We start from the raw sequence: 17,087 nt of genomic DNA, 5'->3' as shown, positions 1-17,087 counted from the left end.
AACACCCGGCTACGCATGAGCGGGCAAACACGCGAGTCTGGAGGCGCCACTGGTTAGCTAACGTCACCGAAAACCGCCATTCTGTGCGAATGGTGACCCCTACGGGAATCGAACCCGTGCTTCAGCCGTGAAAGGGCCGCGTCCTAACCGCTAGACGAAGGGGCCTGCGTGGTGGAGGCCGACTAAGGGGAAGGGGGCGGTGCGTCAAGCGTTTCGGTACAAGAATTTAGTCGGCCCATGCCGCATCCTCGACATGAAGTTCGGCCGAGGGACGCGAGGACCAGTCGTCGATCTTCGCACGGCCGGCGAGCCAGAGCTTGCGGTGGGGGGCGGCGCCCAGCAGCGCCTGGCCGAGCGGGGTTTCCGCCGCGCGGAACGCCATCGCCTTGATGCTGCGGCCGTCGTCGCCCGCGACGATCGTGCGGACATGGCCGTTGCCGACGATATCCGCCTTGATGATACGCACCGGGCCCATCGCGACGCGCGGCGCGGGCCAGCCCATGCCATAGGGGCCGCCGGCCTCCATCGATTCGACGAGGCCGGGGTTGACCCCGCCCGCCGCTAGCACCGCGTCGAGCAGCAGCGCGCGGTCGCCGTTCGATCGCTCCACGGCGTCGGCGAGACGCTCTTCGAGGAAGTCGGTGAAGGCGGGGATCGCGGCCTCCGCGATCGTCAGGCCGGCGGCCATCGCGTGGCCCCCGCCCGCGACGAGCAGGCCGTGTTCGCGCGCGGCCATCACCGCGGCGCCGAGGTCGACGCCGGGGATCGAGCGGCCCGAGCCCTTGCCGATGCCGTTCTCGTCGATCGCGATGACGATCGCGGGGCGGCCGAGCTTTTCCTTCAGCCGGCCGGCGACGATGCCGATCACACCGGGGTGCCAGCCATGCCCGGCGACAACCGCGACGGCGCGGCTCCGGCTGGCGAGCAGGTCGGCGGCTTCCTGCACCGCGGTTTCGATCGCGCGACGCTCCTCGTTGAGGCGGTCGAGCTCGGCGGCGATTGCGCGCGCTTCGTCGGGGTCCTGCGTGATGAGCAGCCGGACGCCGAGATCGGCGCGTCCGACGCGGCCGCCAGCGTTGATGCGGGGGCCGAGCGCGAAGCCGAGATCGGTGCAGGTCGGGTTGCGGGTCAGGCGCGACGCCTCGATCAGCGCGGCGACGCCGATGTTCTTGCGCGCGCCCATGACTTTGAGGCCCTGCGCGACGAACGCGCGGTTGAGCCCGCGGAGCTGGGCCACGTCGGCGACGGTGCCGAGCGCGACGATGTCGAGCAGGTCGATCAGCTTGGGTTCGGCGCGGTCCTTGAAGAACCCGCGCGCGCGCAGCGTGCGGACGAGCGCGGCGGCGGCGAGGAAACACATGCCCACCGCGGCGAGATGGCCGTGCGCGGCGCCCTCGGTCTCGTCGAGGCGGTTGGGGTTCACCAGCGCCAGCGCGTGCGGCAGCGCGGTCGAGCATTTGTGATGGTCGATCACGATCACGTCGACCTTCGCCTCGCGCGCGGCGTCGAGCGCGTCGAACGCCTGCGCGCCGCAATCGACCGTGACGATCAGCGTCGCGCCCTCGGCGGCGAGCCGGACGAGCGCTGCGCCCGACGGGCCATAGCCTTCGAGCAGGCGGTCGGGGATATAGGCGCGCGCCTCGATCCCGAGATCGCGCAGAGTCAGGATCATCAGCGCGGCGGAGGTGGCGCCGTCGACGTCGTAATCGCCGAAGATCGCGACCTGTTCGCCGGCCTGCACCGCGTCGGCGAGGCGCTCTGCGGCGCGGTCCATGTCGCGGAAGATCGACGGGTCGGGCATGAACGCGCGGATCGACGGCGCGCGATGCGCGTCTAGCGCATCGCGCGTGCAGCCGCGCGCAAGCAGGAGCGTGGTGACGAGGTCGTCGCCCGAGCCGCCCCCGACGCCGTCGCGCTGATCTGCCGAAAGCGCGCGCCAGCGCCAGGGTTGGCCGAGGATCGAGGATGTTACGCCGAGAACTGTCATGCCTCGGACCTAGTGGCTGCGAAGCGATTGTCGAGCGCATGGCGTGCGCGCGCGCTCCCGGCGCGCGCCCCGCATCGCGGCGGCGGCGATCCGGTCAATACCGGACGCGCTCCGCCGTCAGGCCGCGCTTGGCCAGCTGCGCCTGCACGCTGTCCTGCCCCGCCAGATGCCCCGCACCGACCGCCACGAACACCGTCCCCGGCGTCTTCATCCGGTTCGCGACCCATTCGGCCCAGCGCGCATTGCGATCCACCAGCAACACCTTGGCGACCTCGGGCGAGTCCTTCAGACTGTCGTTCATTTCCCTGGCGAGCGCTTCGGGATCGCCCTTTGCCCATTCGTCGACCATCGTCGCCATCGTCGTTTCCAGTTTCGGCAACTCGTCGATCGTGCTGCCGAGAAACTGCAGCTGCGCCTTTTGCGACAGGCCGCCGAAATAGCCCAGCTGCTCCTCCGCCGTCTCCAGCCCGGTGACCGGCTTCCCCGCCGCCTTCGCCGCCGCCGTAATCACCTGCTCGGGTCCGTTCGCCGAATCATAACCAAGCTTCGACAGCGGCGCGATCGACAGGTTGGTCGCCGCCAGCCAGGGGCGGAACCGGTCGAACGCATTCGCCGGCAGCCCCAGATCGGTCACCGCCTTGGCATAGGCCGCGCGCTTGTCAGCGGGCAGCTGCTCGGTCAGCGTCGGGCCGTCCTTCGCCACGCCCGTCGCCATCACGAGGCTCTGCATCTTGTTCGGATCGGGCATCACCAACTCGAGCACCACCTGCTGCGACCGGTCGAACGCGGTCTTCACCGCCTCGTCGAACCACGTCATCCCGGGTTTGAGCACGTGGATCGTCCCGAACAGATAGATCGTCGTGTCCTTGTCCTTCACCACCCACAAGGCCGGGTCGGCATCGTTGGCGGCCTGCACGGGCTTCGGCGCGACCTGTGCGCAGGCGGGGAGCGCAAACGCCATCGCCAGGGCGGACAGCGCGGATCGGAACGAGACGAGTCTGGAAAACAGCTTCAAGGCGACGGCATCCTCTATATCGGTTTGGCCCCATGTAGGAGGCCGCATGCAAACGCACCACTTGCCTCGTCTGCCCCCATCCGCCAAAGCCCGCGCGTGACCCAGCCCCTGAAAAAGCCTCTCAGCTTCCAGCGCATGATCCTCACGCTCCATGACTATTGGAGCGAGCACGGGTGCCTGATCCTGCAGCCCTACGACATGGAAATGGGCGCGGGCACCTTCCACACCGCCACGACGCTGCGCGCGCTCGGGCCGAAGCCGTGGAACGCCGCTTTCGTCCAGCCCTGCCGCCGTCCCACGGATGGCCGCTACGGTGAGAACCCGAACCGGCTCCAGCATTATTACCAGTATCAGGTGATCCTGAAGCCATCGCCAGCGAACCTCCAGGAGCTGTTTCTGGGGTCGCTCGCGGCGATCGGCATCGACATGCTGAAGCACGACATCCGCTTCGTCGAGGACGATTGGGAAAGCCCGACGCTCGGCGCGTGGGGGCTCGGCTGGGAGGTCTGGTGCGACGGCATGGAGGTGACCCAGTTCACCTATTTCCAGCAGATGGGCGGCTTCGACATGAAGCCCGTCGCGGGCGAGCTTACCTACGGGCTCGAGCGCCTCGCAATGTACATCCAGGACAAGGACAGCGTCTACGACCTCGCGTTCAACGACGCCGGCGTCACGTACGGCGAGGTGTTCCTGGAGAATGAGCAGGAGATGTCGAAGTGGAACTTCGAGGTCGCCGACACGGACTCGCTGTTCGACCAGTTCCGCAAGCACGTCGCCGAATGCGAGAACAGCCTGAATCACAAGCTGCCGATCCCCGCCTACGAGCAGGCGATCAAGGCGAGCCACGTCTTCAACCTGCTCCAGGCGCGCGGGGTGATCTCGGTCGCCGAACGCCAGGCCTATATGGGCCGCGTCCGCGACCTCGCCAAAGGCGCCTGCGCCGCCTGGATGGACAAGCACGGATGGGCCGCATGATGCGCCCCCGCAGCGCCGCAGGCTGTATCTCTTCTTTTCTCCGCGATCTCTGCGCCTCTGCGCGAACAGACTATCGCGCAGAGGCGCAGAGAGCGCAGAGTGTTTTTGCTCCGACCGGTGAGCCCGAATGACCGATTTCCTTCTCGAACTCCGCTCTGAAGAAATCCCTGCACGAATGCAGGCGCGTGCACGCGAAGATCTGGCCAAGCTGTTCACAGCCGAGCTCGCCAAGGCCGGCATCGCCACCAGCGCGCTCGTCACCTATGCGACGCCGCGCCGCCTGACGCTGATCGCGCGCGACCTGCCGCTCGAGACCGCCGCGGTCTCCGAAGAGGTGAAGGGCCCCAAGACATCGGCCCCCGCGCAGGCGCTCGAAGGGTTCCTGCGCAAGACCGGCCTCACCCGCGAGCAGCTGGTCGATCGCGGCGGCACGCTGTTCGCGGTCACCGAAAAGCCCGGCCGCGCCACCGCCGCCGTGCTGGCAGAGGCGATCCCCGCGATCGTCCGCGCGTTCCCGTGGCCCAAGTCGATGCGCTGGGGCGATGCCTCCGCCAGCACCGAAAGCCTGCGCTGGGTCCGCCCGCTGCAAGGCATCGTAGCGCTGCTCGGCGAAGAGATCGTGCCGTTCGCAATCGCCGGGATCGAGAGCGGCGCCGCCACGCTCGGCCACCGCTTCCACCACCCGTACCAGATCACGATCGGCGGCGCGCACGACTATGTCGAGAAGCTGCGCGCCTGCCACGTCATCGTCGACCACGACGAACGCGCGACGCTGATCCGCGATCAGGCCTGCGAGGCCGCGATGCAGGCCGGGCTCGAACTGATCAAGGACGAGGGGCTTGTGGCGGAGAATGCCGGCCTCACCGAATGGCCGATTCCGCTGCTCGGCCAGTTCGACCCCGCGTTTCTCGACGTCCCGCCCGAGGTGATTCAGCTGACGGCGCGCGTAAACCAGAAATATTTCGTCTGCCGCAGCGCCGACGGGACGCTCGCCAACGCGTTCGTCTGTACCGCTAACATCGCCGCGCACGACGGCGGCGCGAAGATCGTCGAGGGCAACCGCAAAGTGCTTGCCGCACGTCTGTCGGATGCGAAATTCTTCTACGACACCGACCTGAAGGTGCCGCTCGAAGAGCAGGCCGCCAAGCTCGAAAAGATTGTCTTCCACGAAAAGCTCGGCACGCTGGCCGACAAGGTCGACCGCGTTGCGAAGCTCGCACGCTGGCTGGTCGAAGAGGGCATAATCCTCCCCGGAACGGGGAGGGGGACCAGCGAAGCTGGTGGAGGGGGCGCGCCACGAAGCGCAGCGCCTGCGGAGAACCCCCTCCACCCTCAGCCTAAGGCTGACGGTCCCCCTCCCCCTGCAGGGGAGGAATTGGCAGACCTCGCAGATCGCGCAGCCCGCCTCGCCAAGGCGGATCTCGTCACCGGCATGGTCGGCGAGTTCCCCGAACTCCAGGGCCTGATGGGCGGCTACTACGCCGCAGCCCAAGGCGAGCACCCGGCCGTCGCCGCCGCGATCCGCGACCATTACAAGCCGGTCGGGCAGGGCGATGATGTTCCCACCGACCCGGTGACGGTGGCCGTCTCGCTGGCGGACAAGCTGGATACTATTGCGAGCTTCTGGTTTGTCGATCAAAAGCCGTCGGGTTCAAAAGACCCCTTCGCGCTTCGTCGTGCCGCGCTCGGGATCATTCGAATAATCGAACACAACAATCTCCGAGTTAGCCAAGCTAGCGTCTTTGCCGCATCGCTTGCTTCGTGGTGTCAGGAAACCGCTGATCCAACCTTCGTATACAGTTACGACGACGGCGGAGCTCCGTTATCGGCACTCGATGATCTACGGCGCAACTGTGAGGTTGTTCTTCGTTCAACGAGCGAAAGGACGCACGTATCGCCGGGTAGAACCCAGGAAAGCAGAGAGTCGTTTGTACGCTTCAGCATTAGAGTCGGTGACGCGTTTCAAAGTTATCTCGACTTCTTCGCCGATCGCCTCAAAGTCCAGCAGCGCGAAGCCGGTGTCCGTCACGACCTGATCGACGCGGTGTTCGCGCTCGGTGGCGAGGACGATCTCGTCCGGCTCCTCGCGCGCGTCCACGCGCTCCAAGCGTTCGTGACCACCGAGGACGGCAAGAACCTGCTCGCCGGCTACAAGCGCGCCGCCAATATCCTCAAGAAGGAAGCCGCCCCCAAAGCCGTCACCCCAGCGGAAGCTGGGGTCTCCGCGGGGAGCGAGGGGCAGGAGCCGCGGGAGACCCCAGCTTCCGCTGGGGTGACGGACATTGGGACGGAAGCCTCCGAGCAACAAACGCTGTCCTACACGCCCGAACCGGCAGAGGCTGCGCTGATGACCGCGCTCGACTCCGCCGAACCCCGCGCCACCGCCGCGATTCACGCGGAAGACTTCGCCGGCGCGATGGCCGCACTCGCATCGCTGCGCGCGCCGATCGATGCGTTTTTTGATAGCGTTATCGTCAACGACGCCGATCCCGCCAAGCGCTCCGCCCGTCTCGCGCTACTTGAGCGCGTTCGCGCCGCAGTGCACAATGTCGCGGATTTTTCGAAGATCGAGGGCTGATCGGCATGGATGTGCATACGCTCGCCAGCGTGTGAACTTTGTGAACTTCACTTTTGCCCTGCCAATAAAAACAAGCACTTAGAGGACCTGTAATGACCCAATATGTGTACCGTTTCGGCGGCGGCGTTTCGGACGGCGGCAAGGGCGACAAGAACCTGCTCGGCGGCAAGGGCGCCAACCTCGCCGAGATGGCGTCGATCGGCCTCCCTGTGCCCCCCGGTTTCACGATTTCGACCGAGTTCTGCGCGGTCTATTACGACGAGGGCGGCCAGTTCCCGCAGAGCCTGCGCGACGAGGTCGCGACCGGCCTCGCGCATATCGAAGGCGTCACCGGTAAAAAGTTCGGCGACGCCGCCGATCCGCTGCTCGTCTCGGTCCGCTCGGGCGCCCGCGCGTCGATGCCGGGGATGATGGACACCGTCCTCAACCTCGGCCTCAACGACCAGACCGTCGAGGGCCTCGCCGCCAAGTCCGAGGACGCGCGCTTCGCGTGGGACAGCTATCGCCGCTTCATCCAGATGTACGCCGACGTCGTTCTCGAGCTCGATCACGGCGCGTTCGAGGAAGCGCTCGAGATCGCCAAGGAAGACCAGGGCTTCACGCTCGACACCGAGCTGAGCGCCGACGATCTGCGCGCGCTGGTCGCCGAATATAAGGGCCTCGTCGAGAAGCTCTGGAACAAGCCCTTCCCGCAGGACGTCCACGACCAGCTCTGGGGCGCGGTCGGCGCGGTGTTCGGCTCGTGGCAGTCCGAGCGGGCGAAAGTCTATCGCCGCCTCAACGACATCCCCGGCGGCTGGGGCACCGCGGTCAACATCCAGGCGATGGTGTTCGGCAACATGGGCGACACCTCGGCGACCGGCGTCGCGTTCACGCGCGACCCGTCGAAGGGCGACCGCGCCTATTACGGCGAGTTCCTGATCAACGCGCAGGGCGAAGACGTCGTCGCCGGCATCCGCACCCCGCAATACCTCACCAAGGTCGCGCGCGAAGACGCGGGCGCCAAGCCCGCCTCGATGGAAGAGGCGATGCCCGAGGTGTACGGCCAGCTCGCCGACGTGTTCGACACGCTCGAAAACCATTATCGCGACATGCAGGACATCGAGTTTACGGTCGAGAAGACCAAGCTCTGGATGCTCCAGACTCGCGCGGGCAAGCGCACCGCCAAGGCCGCGCTCAAGATCGCGGTCGACATGGCCAACGAAGGCCTGATCACGCGCGAGGAGGCGATCCTGCGCGTCGAGCCGATGGCGCTCGACCAGCTGCTCCACCCGACGCTCGATCCCAAGGCGCACCGCGACGTGCTGACCAAGGGGCTTCCCGCCTCGCCGGGCGCCGCGTCGGGTGCGGTCGTGTTCGACGCCGATGCTGCCGAAAAGAAAGCTGCCGATGGCGTCGCCGTCATCCTCGTCCGCACCGAGACCTCGCCGGACGACATCCACGGCATGCACGCGGCCAAGGGCATCCTCACCGCACGCGGCGGTATGACCAGCCACGCCGCCGTCGTCGCGCGTGGCATGGGACGCCCCTGCGTCTCGGGCGCCGGCACGCTCTCGATCGACGCCAAGGCGAAGATCATGCGTTGCGGCGGTCGTGAGGTGAAGGAGGGCGACCTGCTCACCATCGACGGCACCACCGGCGAAGTGATGATCGGCGCGGTCGCGACCGTGCAGCCCGAATTGTCGGGCGATTTCGCGACGTTGATGGTGTGGGCCGACGAGGTCCGCCGCCTGAAGGTCCGTGCGAACGCCGAGACCCCCGAGGATTGCCGCGTCGCACGCGAGTTCGGCGCCGAGGGCGTCGGGCTGTGCCGCACCGAGCACATGTTCTTCGAGAGCAGCCGCATCACCAACGTCCGCCAGATGATTCTGGCGAGCGACGAGAAGGGCCGTCGCGCCGCGCTCGAGAAGCTGCTTCCCGAACAGCGCAAGGATTTCACCGAGATCCTCGAGGTGATGGCCGGGCTGCCCGTGACGATCCGCCTGCTCGATCCGCCGCTCCACGAATTCCTGCCCCACGAGGAATCCGAATTCGCCGAAGTCGCGACCGCGGCGGGCGTCGATGTCGACACCTTGAAGCGCCGCGCGGCGGAACTGCACGAGTTCAACCCGATGCTCGGCCATCGCGGCTGCCGTCTCGGCGTGACCTATCCCGAGATCTACGAGATGCAGGCTAGAGCGATCTTCGAGGCGGCGGTCGACGTTGCCGAGAAATCGGGCGCGGCGCCGATCCCCGAAGTCATGATCCCGCTGGTGGCCACCCGCCGCGAGCTGGAACTGATGAAGGCGGTCGTCGACAAGGCGGCGCAGGCCGTGTTCGCGGACAAGGGCCGGACGATCGAGTATCTCGTCGGCACGATGATCGAGCTGCCCCGCGCCGCGTTGCGGGCAGGCGAAATTGCGGAAGTCGGCGAGTTCTTCTCGTTCGGCACCAACGACCTGACGCAGACGACTCTCGGCGTCAGCCGCGACGACGCGTCACGCTTCCTGGGCGCCTATGTCGAGCAGGGCATCTACGCGAAGGACCCGTTCGTCAGCATCGACGTCGAAGGCGTCGGCGAACTGATCGAGATCGCCGCCGAACGCGGCCGCAAGACGCGCGCGGGGATTAAGCTCGGCATCTGCGGCGAACATGGCGGCGACCCGGCCAGCATCGCGTTCTGCGAAAAGGTCGGCCTCGATTACGTCTCGGCGTCGCCGTACCGCGTCCCCATCGCCCGCCTCGCCGCAGCGCAGGCAGCCCTGACGAAGAAGTAACGTCGGTCCACGACACAACGCCACCCCGGCGAAGACCGCGGCCCAGTTGGAACGTCCTGAGTAACGAAGTATCCGCCAAAGTTACGCAGCATCCCCAATTGGGCCACGGCCTACGCTCGGGTGGTAAAAGAAGAAGAATGTTGCCCCGCGAAGGCGGGGACCCAGATTGGGCTCCCGCCTTCGCGTGAGAACAAGAAAGCGGGGAAAAGCCTCACCCCCGCTCCAGACCCTTACCGACGCTGATCGAAATCGAACCAGCCACGCTTGGTCCCATCGGCCCGATACGCAGGCCGCGCATAAGCCGGCCGCACCTCAGAACGCGCAACCGTATCGACCACCGGGCGACGCTCGACGACTGGCGCCGCAACCGACACGACCGCAGCCTCTTTCACCAGCCGTGCGTTCTCATGCTCGGCCTCGACCGCCCGCTTCTCCGCAGCGGCTGCGCGAAGATCCGAGTCCTTCTTGGCAGCGCCGTGCGCATCCCGCTCGGCAAGATAGCGCGCCTTCCACTTCTTGCCCCCCGGATGACTCGCCAGCCCGAACAGCCAGCCGGCGACAAAGACCAGCGCAAGCGCCGCGAACTGCGTAGGTGTGGAAAACAACGGCATCGTGAAACCCTCCTGTTACGGCAGCTCAACGATCAGCCCGCGCTGCGGTTGCCTAGGTCTTGATGAGCGCGTCGGAGATCGAACACGCCGCCGGCCCGAGGATGACGACAAACAACACGGGCAGGATGAACAGGATCAGCGGGATCGTCATGATCGCGGGCAGGCGCGCAGCCTTCTCCTCCGCACGCATCATCCGCTCGTTGCGGAATTCGCCCGACAACACGCGCAGCGCCGACGCTAGTGGCGTGCCGTATTTCTCGGTCTGGATCATCGTCGTCACGACCCCCTTCACCGCATCCAGCTTCACGCGTTGGGCAAGATTCTCGAACGCCGAACGCCGATCGGTCAGGAATCCGAGTTCGATCGCGGTCAGCGTGAACTCCTCGCCAAGCTCGGGATACGCCCGCCCCAGCTCACGCGCGACGCGGTGGAACGCAGCGTCGACGGTAAGCCCCGCCTCGGCGCAGATTACCAGCAGATCGAGTGCATCCGGCAGTCCTTTGCGGATCGCGTCCGAACGCTTCTTGACCTTGTTGTCGAGATACAGATCGGGCGCCTTGTAGCTCAGGATGAAGGTCATCGCGACGAGCCCGTATTTCTTAAGCGGCCCCCAGGTCGCAAAGCCATCGGTGCCGTACACCCAGTACAGCATCGCGCCCCCCAGCACGATCGGCAACACCAGCCGGCCGAAGATCACCGCGGGTGCCCATTCCTTCGACCGGATGCCGCCCTGCATCAGTTTCAGCTGGACCGCCTTGACCTGGCTGTCCTGCAGCATCTTCATCGCCGACAGGATGCCGCGCATCTTGTCCGCGGTATCGTTGCGCTGGACCAGCTTGGCGCGCCGCTTGGTCGAGGCGGTGATACCCGCCTTGAGCTGTTCGCGGCGATCGTTCAACGCCTTGACGCGCTTCGTCATCGGATCGCTGGCGGTGGTCGCCGCATAGATCGCGATCATGACCGCGAACGCGGCGACCCCCGACAGGATCGTCGCGACCCAGAGTACATCGAATCCGAGCAGGGTAGGTCCGGCGGTCGTGCCCATCATTGCGCCCTTAAATCTCGAAGCTGATCATCTTGGACATGATGAAGGCGCCGATCGCCATCCAAACTATGCCGCCCATGCCGATTGCCATCAGTCGCTCATCGATAAAGAAGTTCTGCATGTACTTGCCGTTGATCACCCAGATCATCGCGAACACGATGAACGGCAGCGCGCCGATGATGTACGCGGATGCCTTCGATTCCGACGACATCGCCTTGATCTTTAGCTTCATCTGGCCGCGCTGGCGCAGCACGCTGGAGAGGTTCGCCAGCGTTTCCGCCAGATTTCCGCCAGTCTCGCGCTGAATCGCGATCGTGATGACGAAGAACTGGAATTCGGGCGTGCCGAGCCGATCGGCCGTGTCCTGCAGCGCGGCATCCATCGTCCTGCCGATCTTCATCTTGTCGCTGACGGATCGAAATTCCTCGCCGACCGGCCCCTCGACTTCATGGCCGACAACGCCGATCGTCTCGCTGATCGGCAACCCTGAGCGCAGGCCGCGGACGAGCAGGTCAATCGCGTCGGGGAACTTTGCGGTGAATTTGCCGATCCGGCGCTTGATCGTCGTGCCAACGATGAAATGCGGCAGCCCGACACCGACGAACACGCCGAAGAGCAGCGCGAGCAGGACCGGCAGGCCTTTCAGCAGCATCAACACGGCGACGACCAGTGCGATTCCGGCGGTTGCCATGCCATATTGCCCGACCGTCCAGGTCTTGCCGGTCATCGCAAGGCGCTTGGCGAGCTGGACCGGGTTGGGGAGAATGCGCCCGAAGGCGAGATCCATCTTGGTATCGCGGCTCATCGCGATGCGCCGCAACTGCGCTTCGGCGACGACTAGCGCGTCGCCGTGGCGTTCGCGCAGCGACGCGATCCGGCGCGATTGTGCGCGCGCGGTCGAGGGGCCCGCAAACGCGAACGCGATCATTCCAAGCACGGTCGACGCGCCCAGGATCACCAGCAGGAGCGGCATAATCTCCATCGTGCGCTATCGCCCCCCGGCCGTTGCGATCTCGATGATCGAGCCGCGGTTCACTTGGTTTTCGCCTTGGACGCGCGCTTGGGGATCAGCCCCTTCAGCTCGCCGAACTTGCCGATCAGCGACTTGCCCTTTGGCTTCGCAGCCTCGTCCGAACTATCTGGTACGGCGGAGGCGAGCGCACTGACCAAAGCCAGCATCCCCGCGATCGTCTTCGAGGTCTTGCCTGCTTCGACGATCGGTTTGCCGAGCTTGGCCGCCTGTGCCGCGAGCTTCTGGTCGAACGGCACCAGGTAATCGATCTTGCGTTCGATCGAGCCCTCGAAATCCTTGCGGCTGATCTCGAGCTGACCGCTGGCGTGCATCCGGTTGGCGAGGACGAAGAGCTGCGTCTGCGGCGCGTTCGTCTTCATCCACGACAGGATGCGGATCGTGTCGCGTGCCGATGCCAGCGTCAGTTCGGTAACGATGACGGCGAGCTGCACCTCGGTGACGAGGTGAGGGTGCTGAATCAGCATCGATCGGGGCAGATCGACGACGGTGCATTCGAACGCGGCGCGCATCTCTTCCTGCAACTGATAAAAGGCCGAGCCGTCAGTGACGAGCGGGGCGTTGATCGGTGCTTCGGCCGACAGCACCGACAGCTTTTCCGACGCCTTGACCATCGCGCGTTCGATGAACAGCCCATCGATCCGGCTCGGATTATCGATCGCATCGGTCAGTCCGCGGCCCGGCTCGAGATCGAGACCGAGCGCGCCGGTGCCGAAATGCACGTCGAGATCGAGCAATGCGGTCGCGCGCTTTTCCCTGTCCGCCAGCAGCCACGCGACCGACGTCGCGATCGTCGACGCGCCAACGCCGCCACGCGTCCCGATCACCGCGATCGAACAATGCGGGCGATCGGTCGACACCTCGACGTGCTTCGGCGCATTGAGCAATGCCTGCGCATGGCCGAAGGCATCGCGCAGCATGTCGGGATGGAGCGGCTTGAGCAGGTAATCCTGGATCCCGCTCGACACGAGATCGCGGTACAGCCGGACGTCGTTGACCTGGCCGGCCGCAATCACCACGGTTCCCGGCTCGCATACCTCGGCGAGCGCATTGATATCGTTCAGCGGATCGCCCGATTCGGCGAGGTCGACGAACAGGATCTGCGGGCTTGCCGATACCGACAGCGACTGGATCGCGTTGCGCAGACCGCCCTTGTGGATCTTCTCGACCGACCAGCCGAGTTCGCTCGCGATCGGTCGTAGCGCCTCGGCCGTGGTCTCGTCGCAGACGTAAGCGGTGAACGGTTCTCGGTGGGCGATACCGGCGGGCTTCCAGGGTGCGTTCATCACTTACCTCCCATGGTGCTGGCGCTGAGCCCACCGGCACCGGTGGGCGCCTTTTTGCGATACGTGTCGATCGCCTTGTACGACAGCGCGGCATCGCTGGTTTCGGTGCCGGGCGCCCCGCGGACCAGATCGGCCGGATTGGCGACCATCGCCGCCAGATTGCGGTTGCTCGCGCAGCCATAGTTTGACGAGGTGTTGGCGGTGAAATCGTCGGACGAGTTGCGCGACCAGTCGGGACACCGCGGCACATCCGCGCGCATCCGGCTGATCACCACGCGGATCGATCCGGGGGTCAGTGCTGCAGGCGTCACCGGCGCGTCGGTGCTCAGCAACAGACCGTACCGCGCCACCACCGCAGCGACATCGGCACGCACGCGATAGCCTTCTGCGGCGGGATCGTCGATGGCGACGCGGTCGCCATAGCCGAGATGCATCGTCGCGATCCAACCGGCCAGCCGCTGCTGCTCGCCCTGCGCGAGCGCGCCTCCCGTCACGCCGAGATCAATCGCATAGTCGGATCGGGTGATAACCGGCTGATGGACCGATTCGAGGCCGCGATTCTCGGTGCCCATGCAGCCGCCCAGCAATAGGGCGGGTAGGAGGGACGCTAGGATCGATTGCTTGATCATCGGATATCCTTGGTGCGTGAGGCGCGGGCTCATGTCAGTGCGCGCCGGTCAGTTTGAGAAGCCGGGGGCGGGAAGAGCGGTGGTCCTAGCCTTCGCGCTTTTGCTGCCCGCCGGGATAGCGGCGTCCTCGTTGCGGCGGGCATCGCCGCGCGGTACCGGCAGTGCCGGGGCGGCGGCCCTGGCCGACGGCTGTGCGTAAGCCGATGGTGCGACCGTCGGCACCGGTCGCTTGCCACCGCCGCTTGCGCTCAGCGTTCCCAGCAACACACGGTCGAGATCGGTCGGTGCGCGCGCACCGTCGGTCGGCAGCGCGATGTCGCTGGCGTTGTTGACCGGCTTCACTAGGTATGGCGTGATGACGATCACCAGTTCGGTCTCATTGCGCTGGAACGCATTTGACCGGAAGAGCGCGCCGATGATCGGCAGGCTCGAGAGCCCCGGCGTCTTGTCGTAAGAGTTGTTGTGACTGTTCGACAGCAGGCCGCTGATCATCATGCTCTGGCCCGAGCCGAGCTCGACCGTGGTTTCGGTGCGACGCGTGGTCAGCCCCGGTACGCGCGTGCCGCTCAGGGTGACTGCGTTTGAATAATCGAGCTGCGAAACCTCGGGACGAACCCGCAGCGAAATACGACCGTCCGACAGAACCGTCGGCGTATAGGCCAGGCTGATGCCATATTGCTTATACTCGACCGATACCGTGCCGAGCGCCTGCGCCAACGGAATCGGCACCTCGCCACCTGCGAGAAACGTCCCCGTCTCACCCGACAACGCGGTCAGGTTCGGGTTTGCCAGCGTCGTCACCTGACCGGTGGTTTCACCAAGATCGATCGCGGCGAGGAAATCGAGACCGAGAAGACTGCCCGCGAGGCCGAGCGTCGTACGCTGCGCACCCTTCGTGTAGGTCGACGTCTTCAATCCGGTCGTCGGATTATAGGTGATCGTCCCCGGCGCGCCCGTCGTGCTGCCGAAGAGGATGCCCGATCCGCCGCGATCCTGCGTCAGCAGGTTGACGCCGATGTTCTTGACGAAACTGCGGCTGACCTCGGCGACGCGCACCTGGAGGTTCACCTGCAGCGGCGTTGCGGTCTTGAGGCGTGACAGGACCTTGGTCGAGTCGCCGACGAAGGCCTGGACCAGCCGCTCGGCCTCTGCGGCATCCTCGGGCGCCAGGACGGTGCCGGTCAGCAGGATCAGCCCGTTCATCGGCGTCGCGACAACCTGCGCCTCGGGCATCGCCAGCCCGAGCATCTGTTGCACCGAGTCGAGATTGTTGCCGACGCGGACGGTCGCTGCATAGACCACCGCGCCGCCCTTGGTCGTCGCAGAGATCGTCGTTTCGCCAGTCTTCTTGCCGAATAGGTACAATTGCGTTGGCGAACGGACTTGGACGTCGGCGATCGTATCATCGGCAACAAACAGGTCGGTCATTGGCCGCGCCAGCGTCACCAGCCGTCCGCGGCCCGTGTTGACCTGGACGACCGGCGACCCAGCCGGGGCGATCGCCGCACCGCGATGCTGGGCGATCGCGGGCGTCGACGGCGCGGCACTGACCGCGACCAGTGCGATGGCCAGCGGCCAGCCGAGCGGGGTCATCCGTATACGCATCTCAGTTCTTCCCCCCGACCGGAACGATGGTCATTGCGTTGCCGCGTGCGATCCGGACCACAGGGCCCTGGACGATCGGCGCGCCACCACCACTCGACTGCGCGACAGGCACGCCCTGCATCACCGGACCACCGCCGCCTTCGACCGATTTGCCCGGCACCGTACTGCGCTGATAGCGCGAGACGTCAGCCCCGGTCTGATAGCTTGACGCACCCGCCGATGGCTGGCTCGCGAGCCGCACCATCATCGCCTTCTCGGCCTTGGGATCGTTGCCGTCGGGCACCTTGACCGCGCCCGAGGCGATCGCCTCTTCCAACTCGGTGGAATTGTCCGCGATCGAGCGGAGCGACAGCGACAGCGACCCGAGCGTCTGGGCGACCGCGACCTGTTCGGCCATCTTCGGGGTCGCCTCGATGGTCACGTTGGAGAAGGTGCGGACCTGGGTCTTGCCGTCTTCGCCTACGAGGTTGTCGGTGCGCTGATCGGTCGCGAGCACGCGAATATTACGCATGATCGTCTCGGACACCTTCAGCGGCTGGCCATCGCCCCCGCCTGCCACGGTCTGGGTCAGAACCAGATCGATCCGGTCGCCCGGAAACACGAAGCCCGCGACCGCCGCCTGCGCCGACACGGGCACGGTGACCGCGCGCATCCCGGGGCCAAGCGCGGCGGCGAGGAAGCCGCGATCGCCCGGCTTCACCAGCGAACCCTGCGTGACCGGCTGCCCGGCGGTGATGATGCTGCGCACCACGGTGCCCTGCAGCGACTGGAGGTTGGTCTTGTCGCGCAGGTAATACGCGTTGTCGACCAGCTCCTTTGGCCAGGGCTGAAACTTCAGTGCGGTCGCATCGAGGATCGTGCCGACCGGCAGCGAACGTGTCGCCACCAGCACTTCGGGGCCATCGATCACCGGTGCGGCAATCGCCACGGCCCCGGCCTGCGGCGCCGAACTGCCCGCAATCAGCGTCCTGGCAAAGAATGCCGTGATGCCCGCGACGATCAGCGCGCCAACCAGCAATATGATCTTGCGACTATCCATGATTAGTTCGTGCCTTTCGGGCGCCGGTATTTTGGTTCGGCGTTAATCATGACGGAAACTGATTAAGGAGTGGTTCGCGCAGGGCGAGCAGGCCGGCGATTGCTATCGCGACGCCGTAGGGGACTTCGATCTGTCCCGAGTTACTTTTGATGCTGCGCTCGATCATCATGACGACCGTGACGAGACCGCCAGCGATCGACATTACCATCAGCATCGACAGGAACGCCGGAAACGGCAGCCACAGCGCCAGAGCGACGATCAGCTTGACGTCCCCGCCGCCCATCATCCCGAAATGGAACGCGACCAGGAACAGCGCGAATACCGCCAAGGCTACGCCGACCTGCAACGCCATGTCCGGCCAAAGGCCGAGTCCGTTGGCATACCACCAGAGCGGCGCGAGCATGGCGATCGCCGCGTTTTTCCAATTCGCGATCTCGCGCGTTCGTGCGTCCTGGATCCCGGCGGATACCAACAGGCCCCCGAGCGCGAAAATCAAAATTGGCAGAGCAATGTTCCATCCCATCGGCTAGG

Annotated in this window: 13 protein-coding genes and 1 tRNA gene; 3 read left to right on the top strand and 11 right to left on the bottom strand. The window is 65.8% G+C overall.

Annotation, left to right across the window (positions count from 1 at the left end; all coding sequences use genetic code 11):
- Nucleotides 1-90: 90 nt before the first annotated feature.
- From ASF00_RS00905 to ASF00_RS00895, 3 genes are all read right to left on the bottom strand, one after another.
- A tRNA-Glu gene (locus ASF00_RS00905) sits at nucleotides 91-165 on the bottom strand.
- Between the two features lie 61 nt (nucleotides 166-226).
- On the bottom strand, nucleotides 227-1,987 hold the full coding sequence (gene recJ, locus ASF00_RS00900; RefSeq protein ID WP_055872839.1) for a single-stranded-DNA-specific exonuclease RecJ: 1,761 nt from the start codon (nucleotides 1,985-1,987) through the stop codon (nucleotides 227-229).
- A gap of 94 nt (nucleotides 1,988-2,081) precedes the next feature.
- Complete coding sequence (locus tag ASF00_RS00895) at nucleotides 2,082-2,948, bottom strand: TraB/GumN family protein (RefSeq protein WP_055872837.1); 867 nt, start codon at nucleotides 2,946-2,948, stop codon at nucleotides 2,082-2,084.
- A gap of 189 nt (nucleotides 2,949-3,137) precedes the next feature.
- Between ASF00_RS00895 and ASF00_RS00890 the strand changes: the two genes are divergently transcribed.
- The 3 genes from ASF00_RS00890 to ppdK all read left to right on the top strand — a co-directional run bounded on the left by ASF00_RS00890 (nucleotide 3,138) and on the right by ppdK (nucleotide 9,311).
- Nucleotides 3,138-3,977, top strand: coding sequence for a glycine--tRNA ligase subunit alpha (locus ASF00_RS00890; RefSeq protein WP_055872836.1), 840 nt, complete (start codon nucleotides 3,138-3,140; stop codon nucleotides 3,975-3,977).
- A 127-nt stretch (nucleotides 3,978-4,104) separates the two neighbouring features.
- Complete coding sequence (gene glyS, locus ASF00_RS00885; RefSeq protein WP_055872834.1) at nucleotides 4,105-6,555, top strand: glycine--tRNA ligase subunit beta; 2,451 nt, start codon at nucleotides 4,105-4,107, stop codon at nucleotides 6,553-6,555.
- A gap of 92 nt (nucleotides 6,556-6,647) precedes the next feature.
- On the top strand, nucleotides 6,648-9,311 hold the full coding sequence (gene ppdK / locus ASF00_RS00880; RefSeq protein ID WP_055872832.1) for a pyruvate, phosphate dikinase: 2,664 nt from the start codon (nucleotides 6,648-6,650) through the stop codon (nucleotides 9,309-9,311).
- Nucleotides 9,312-9,541: 230 nt separating this feature from the next.
- On the opposite strand, the gene ASF00_RS00875 is transcribed toward ppdK, so the two are convergent.
- Genes ASF00_RS00875 through ASF00_RS00840 form a run of 8 tightly spaced genes read right to left on the bottom strand, consistent with a single transcriptional unit; the run spans nucleotide 9,542 to nucleotide 17,079 of the window.
- A complete protein-coding gene (locus ASF00_RS00875; RefSeq protein WP_055872831.1) occupies nucleotides 9,542-9,922 on the bottom strand; it encodes a hypothetical protein in 381 nt (126 codons plus the stop codon).
- 52 nt (nucleotides 9,923-9,974) lie between these two features.
- Nucleotides 9,975-10,967: a type II secretion system F family protein gene (locus ASF00_RS00870; RefSeq protein WP_055875169.1), complete on the bottom strand. Its 993-nt coding sequence runs from the start codon at nucleotides 10,965-10,967 to the stop codon at nucleotides 9,975-9,977.
- A 10-nt stretch (nucleotides 10,968-10,977) separates the two neighbouring features.
- On the bottom strand, nucleotides 10,978-11,949 hold the full coding sequence (locus tag ASF00_RS00865) for a type II secretion system F family protein (RefSeq protein WP_055872829.1): 972 nt from the start codon (nucleotides 11,947-11,949) through the stop codon (nucleotides 10,978-10,980).
- Between the two features lie 50 nt (nucleotides 11,950-11,999).
- Nucleotides 12,000-13,283: an AAA family ATPase gene (locus ASF00_RS00860; RefSeq protein WP_055872827.1), complete on the bottom strand. Its 1,284-nt coding sequence runs from the start codon at nucleotides 13,281-13,283 to the stop codon at nucleotides 12,000-12,002.
- The gene (locus ASF00_RS00855; protein ID WP_055875165.1) at nucleotides 13,283-13,912 is read right to left on the bottom strand and encodes a CpaD family pilus assembly protein; all 630 of its coding nucleotides are present in this window, start codon (nucleotides 13,910-13,912) and stop codon (nucleotides 13,283-13,285) included. The genes ASF00_RS00860 and ASF00_RS00855 overlap by 1 nt, the downstream gene beginning before the upstream one ends.
- 48 nt (nucleotides 13,913-13,960) lie before the next feature.
- Nucleotides 13,961-15,517, bottom strand: a complete 1,557-nt coding sequence (locus tag ASF00_RS00850; RefSeq protein WP_055872825.1) for a type II and III secretion system protein family protein — start codon at nucleotides 15,515-15,517, stop codon at nucleotides 13,961-13,963.
- A 1-nt stretch (nucleotide 15,518) separates the two neighbouring features.
- A complete protein-coding gene (cpaB, locus tag ASF00_RS00845) occupies nucleotides 15,519-16,556 on the bottom strand; it encodes a Flp pilus assembly protein CpaB (protein WP_055872823.1) in 1,038 nt (345 codons plus the stop codon).
- Between the two features lie 46 nt (nucleotides 16,557-16,602).
- Entirely contained in the window at nucleotides 16,603-17,079 is a 477-nt protein-coding gene (locus ASF00_RS00840; RefSeq protein WP_055872821.1) for an A24 family peptidase, read from the bottom strand.
- Nucleotides 17,080-17,087 lie beyond the last annotated feature (8 nt).

It is taken from the genome of Sphingomonas sp. Leaf34 (assembly GCF_001421805.1).
Classification (GTDB): domain Bacteria; phylum Pseudomonadota; class Alphaproteobacteria; order Sphingomonadales; family Sphingomonadaceae; genus Sphingomonas.
Note: the sequence above shows the minus strand (reverse complement) of the source record. Positions and strands in the feature narration are given on the sequence as shown.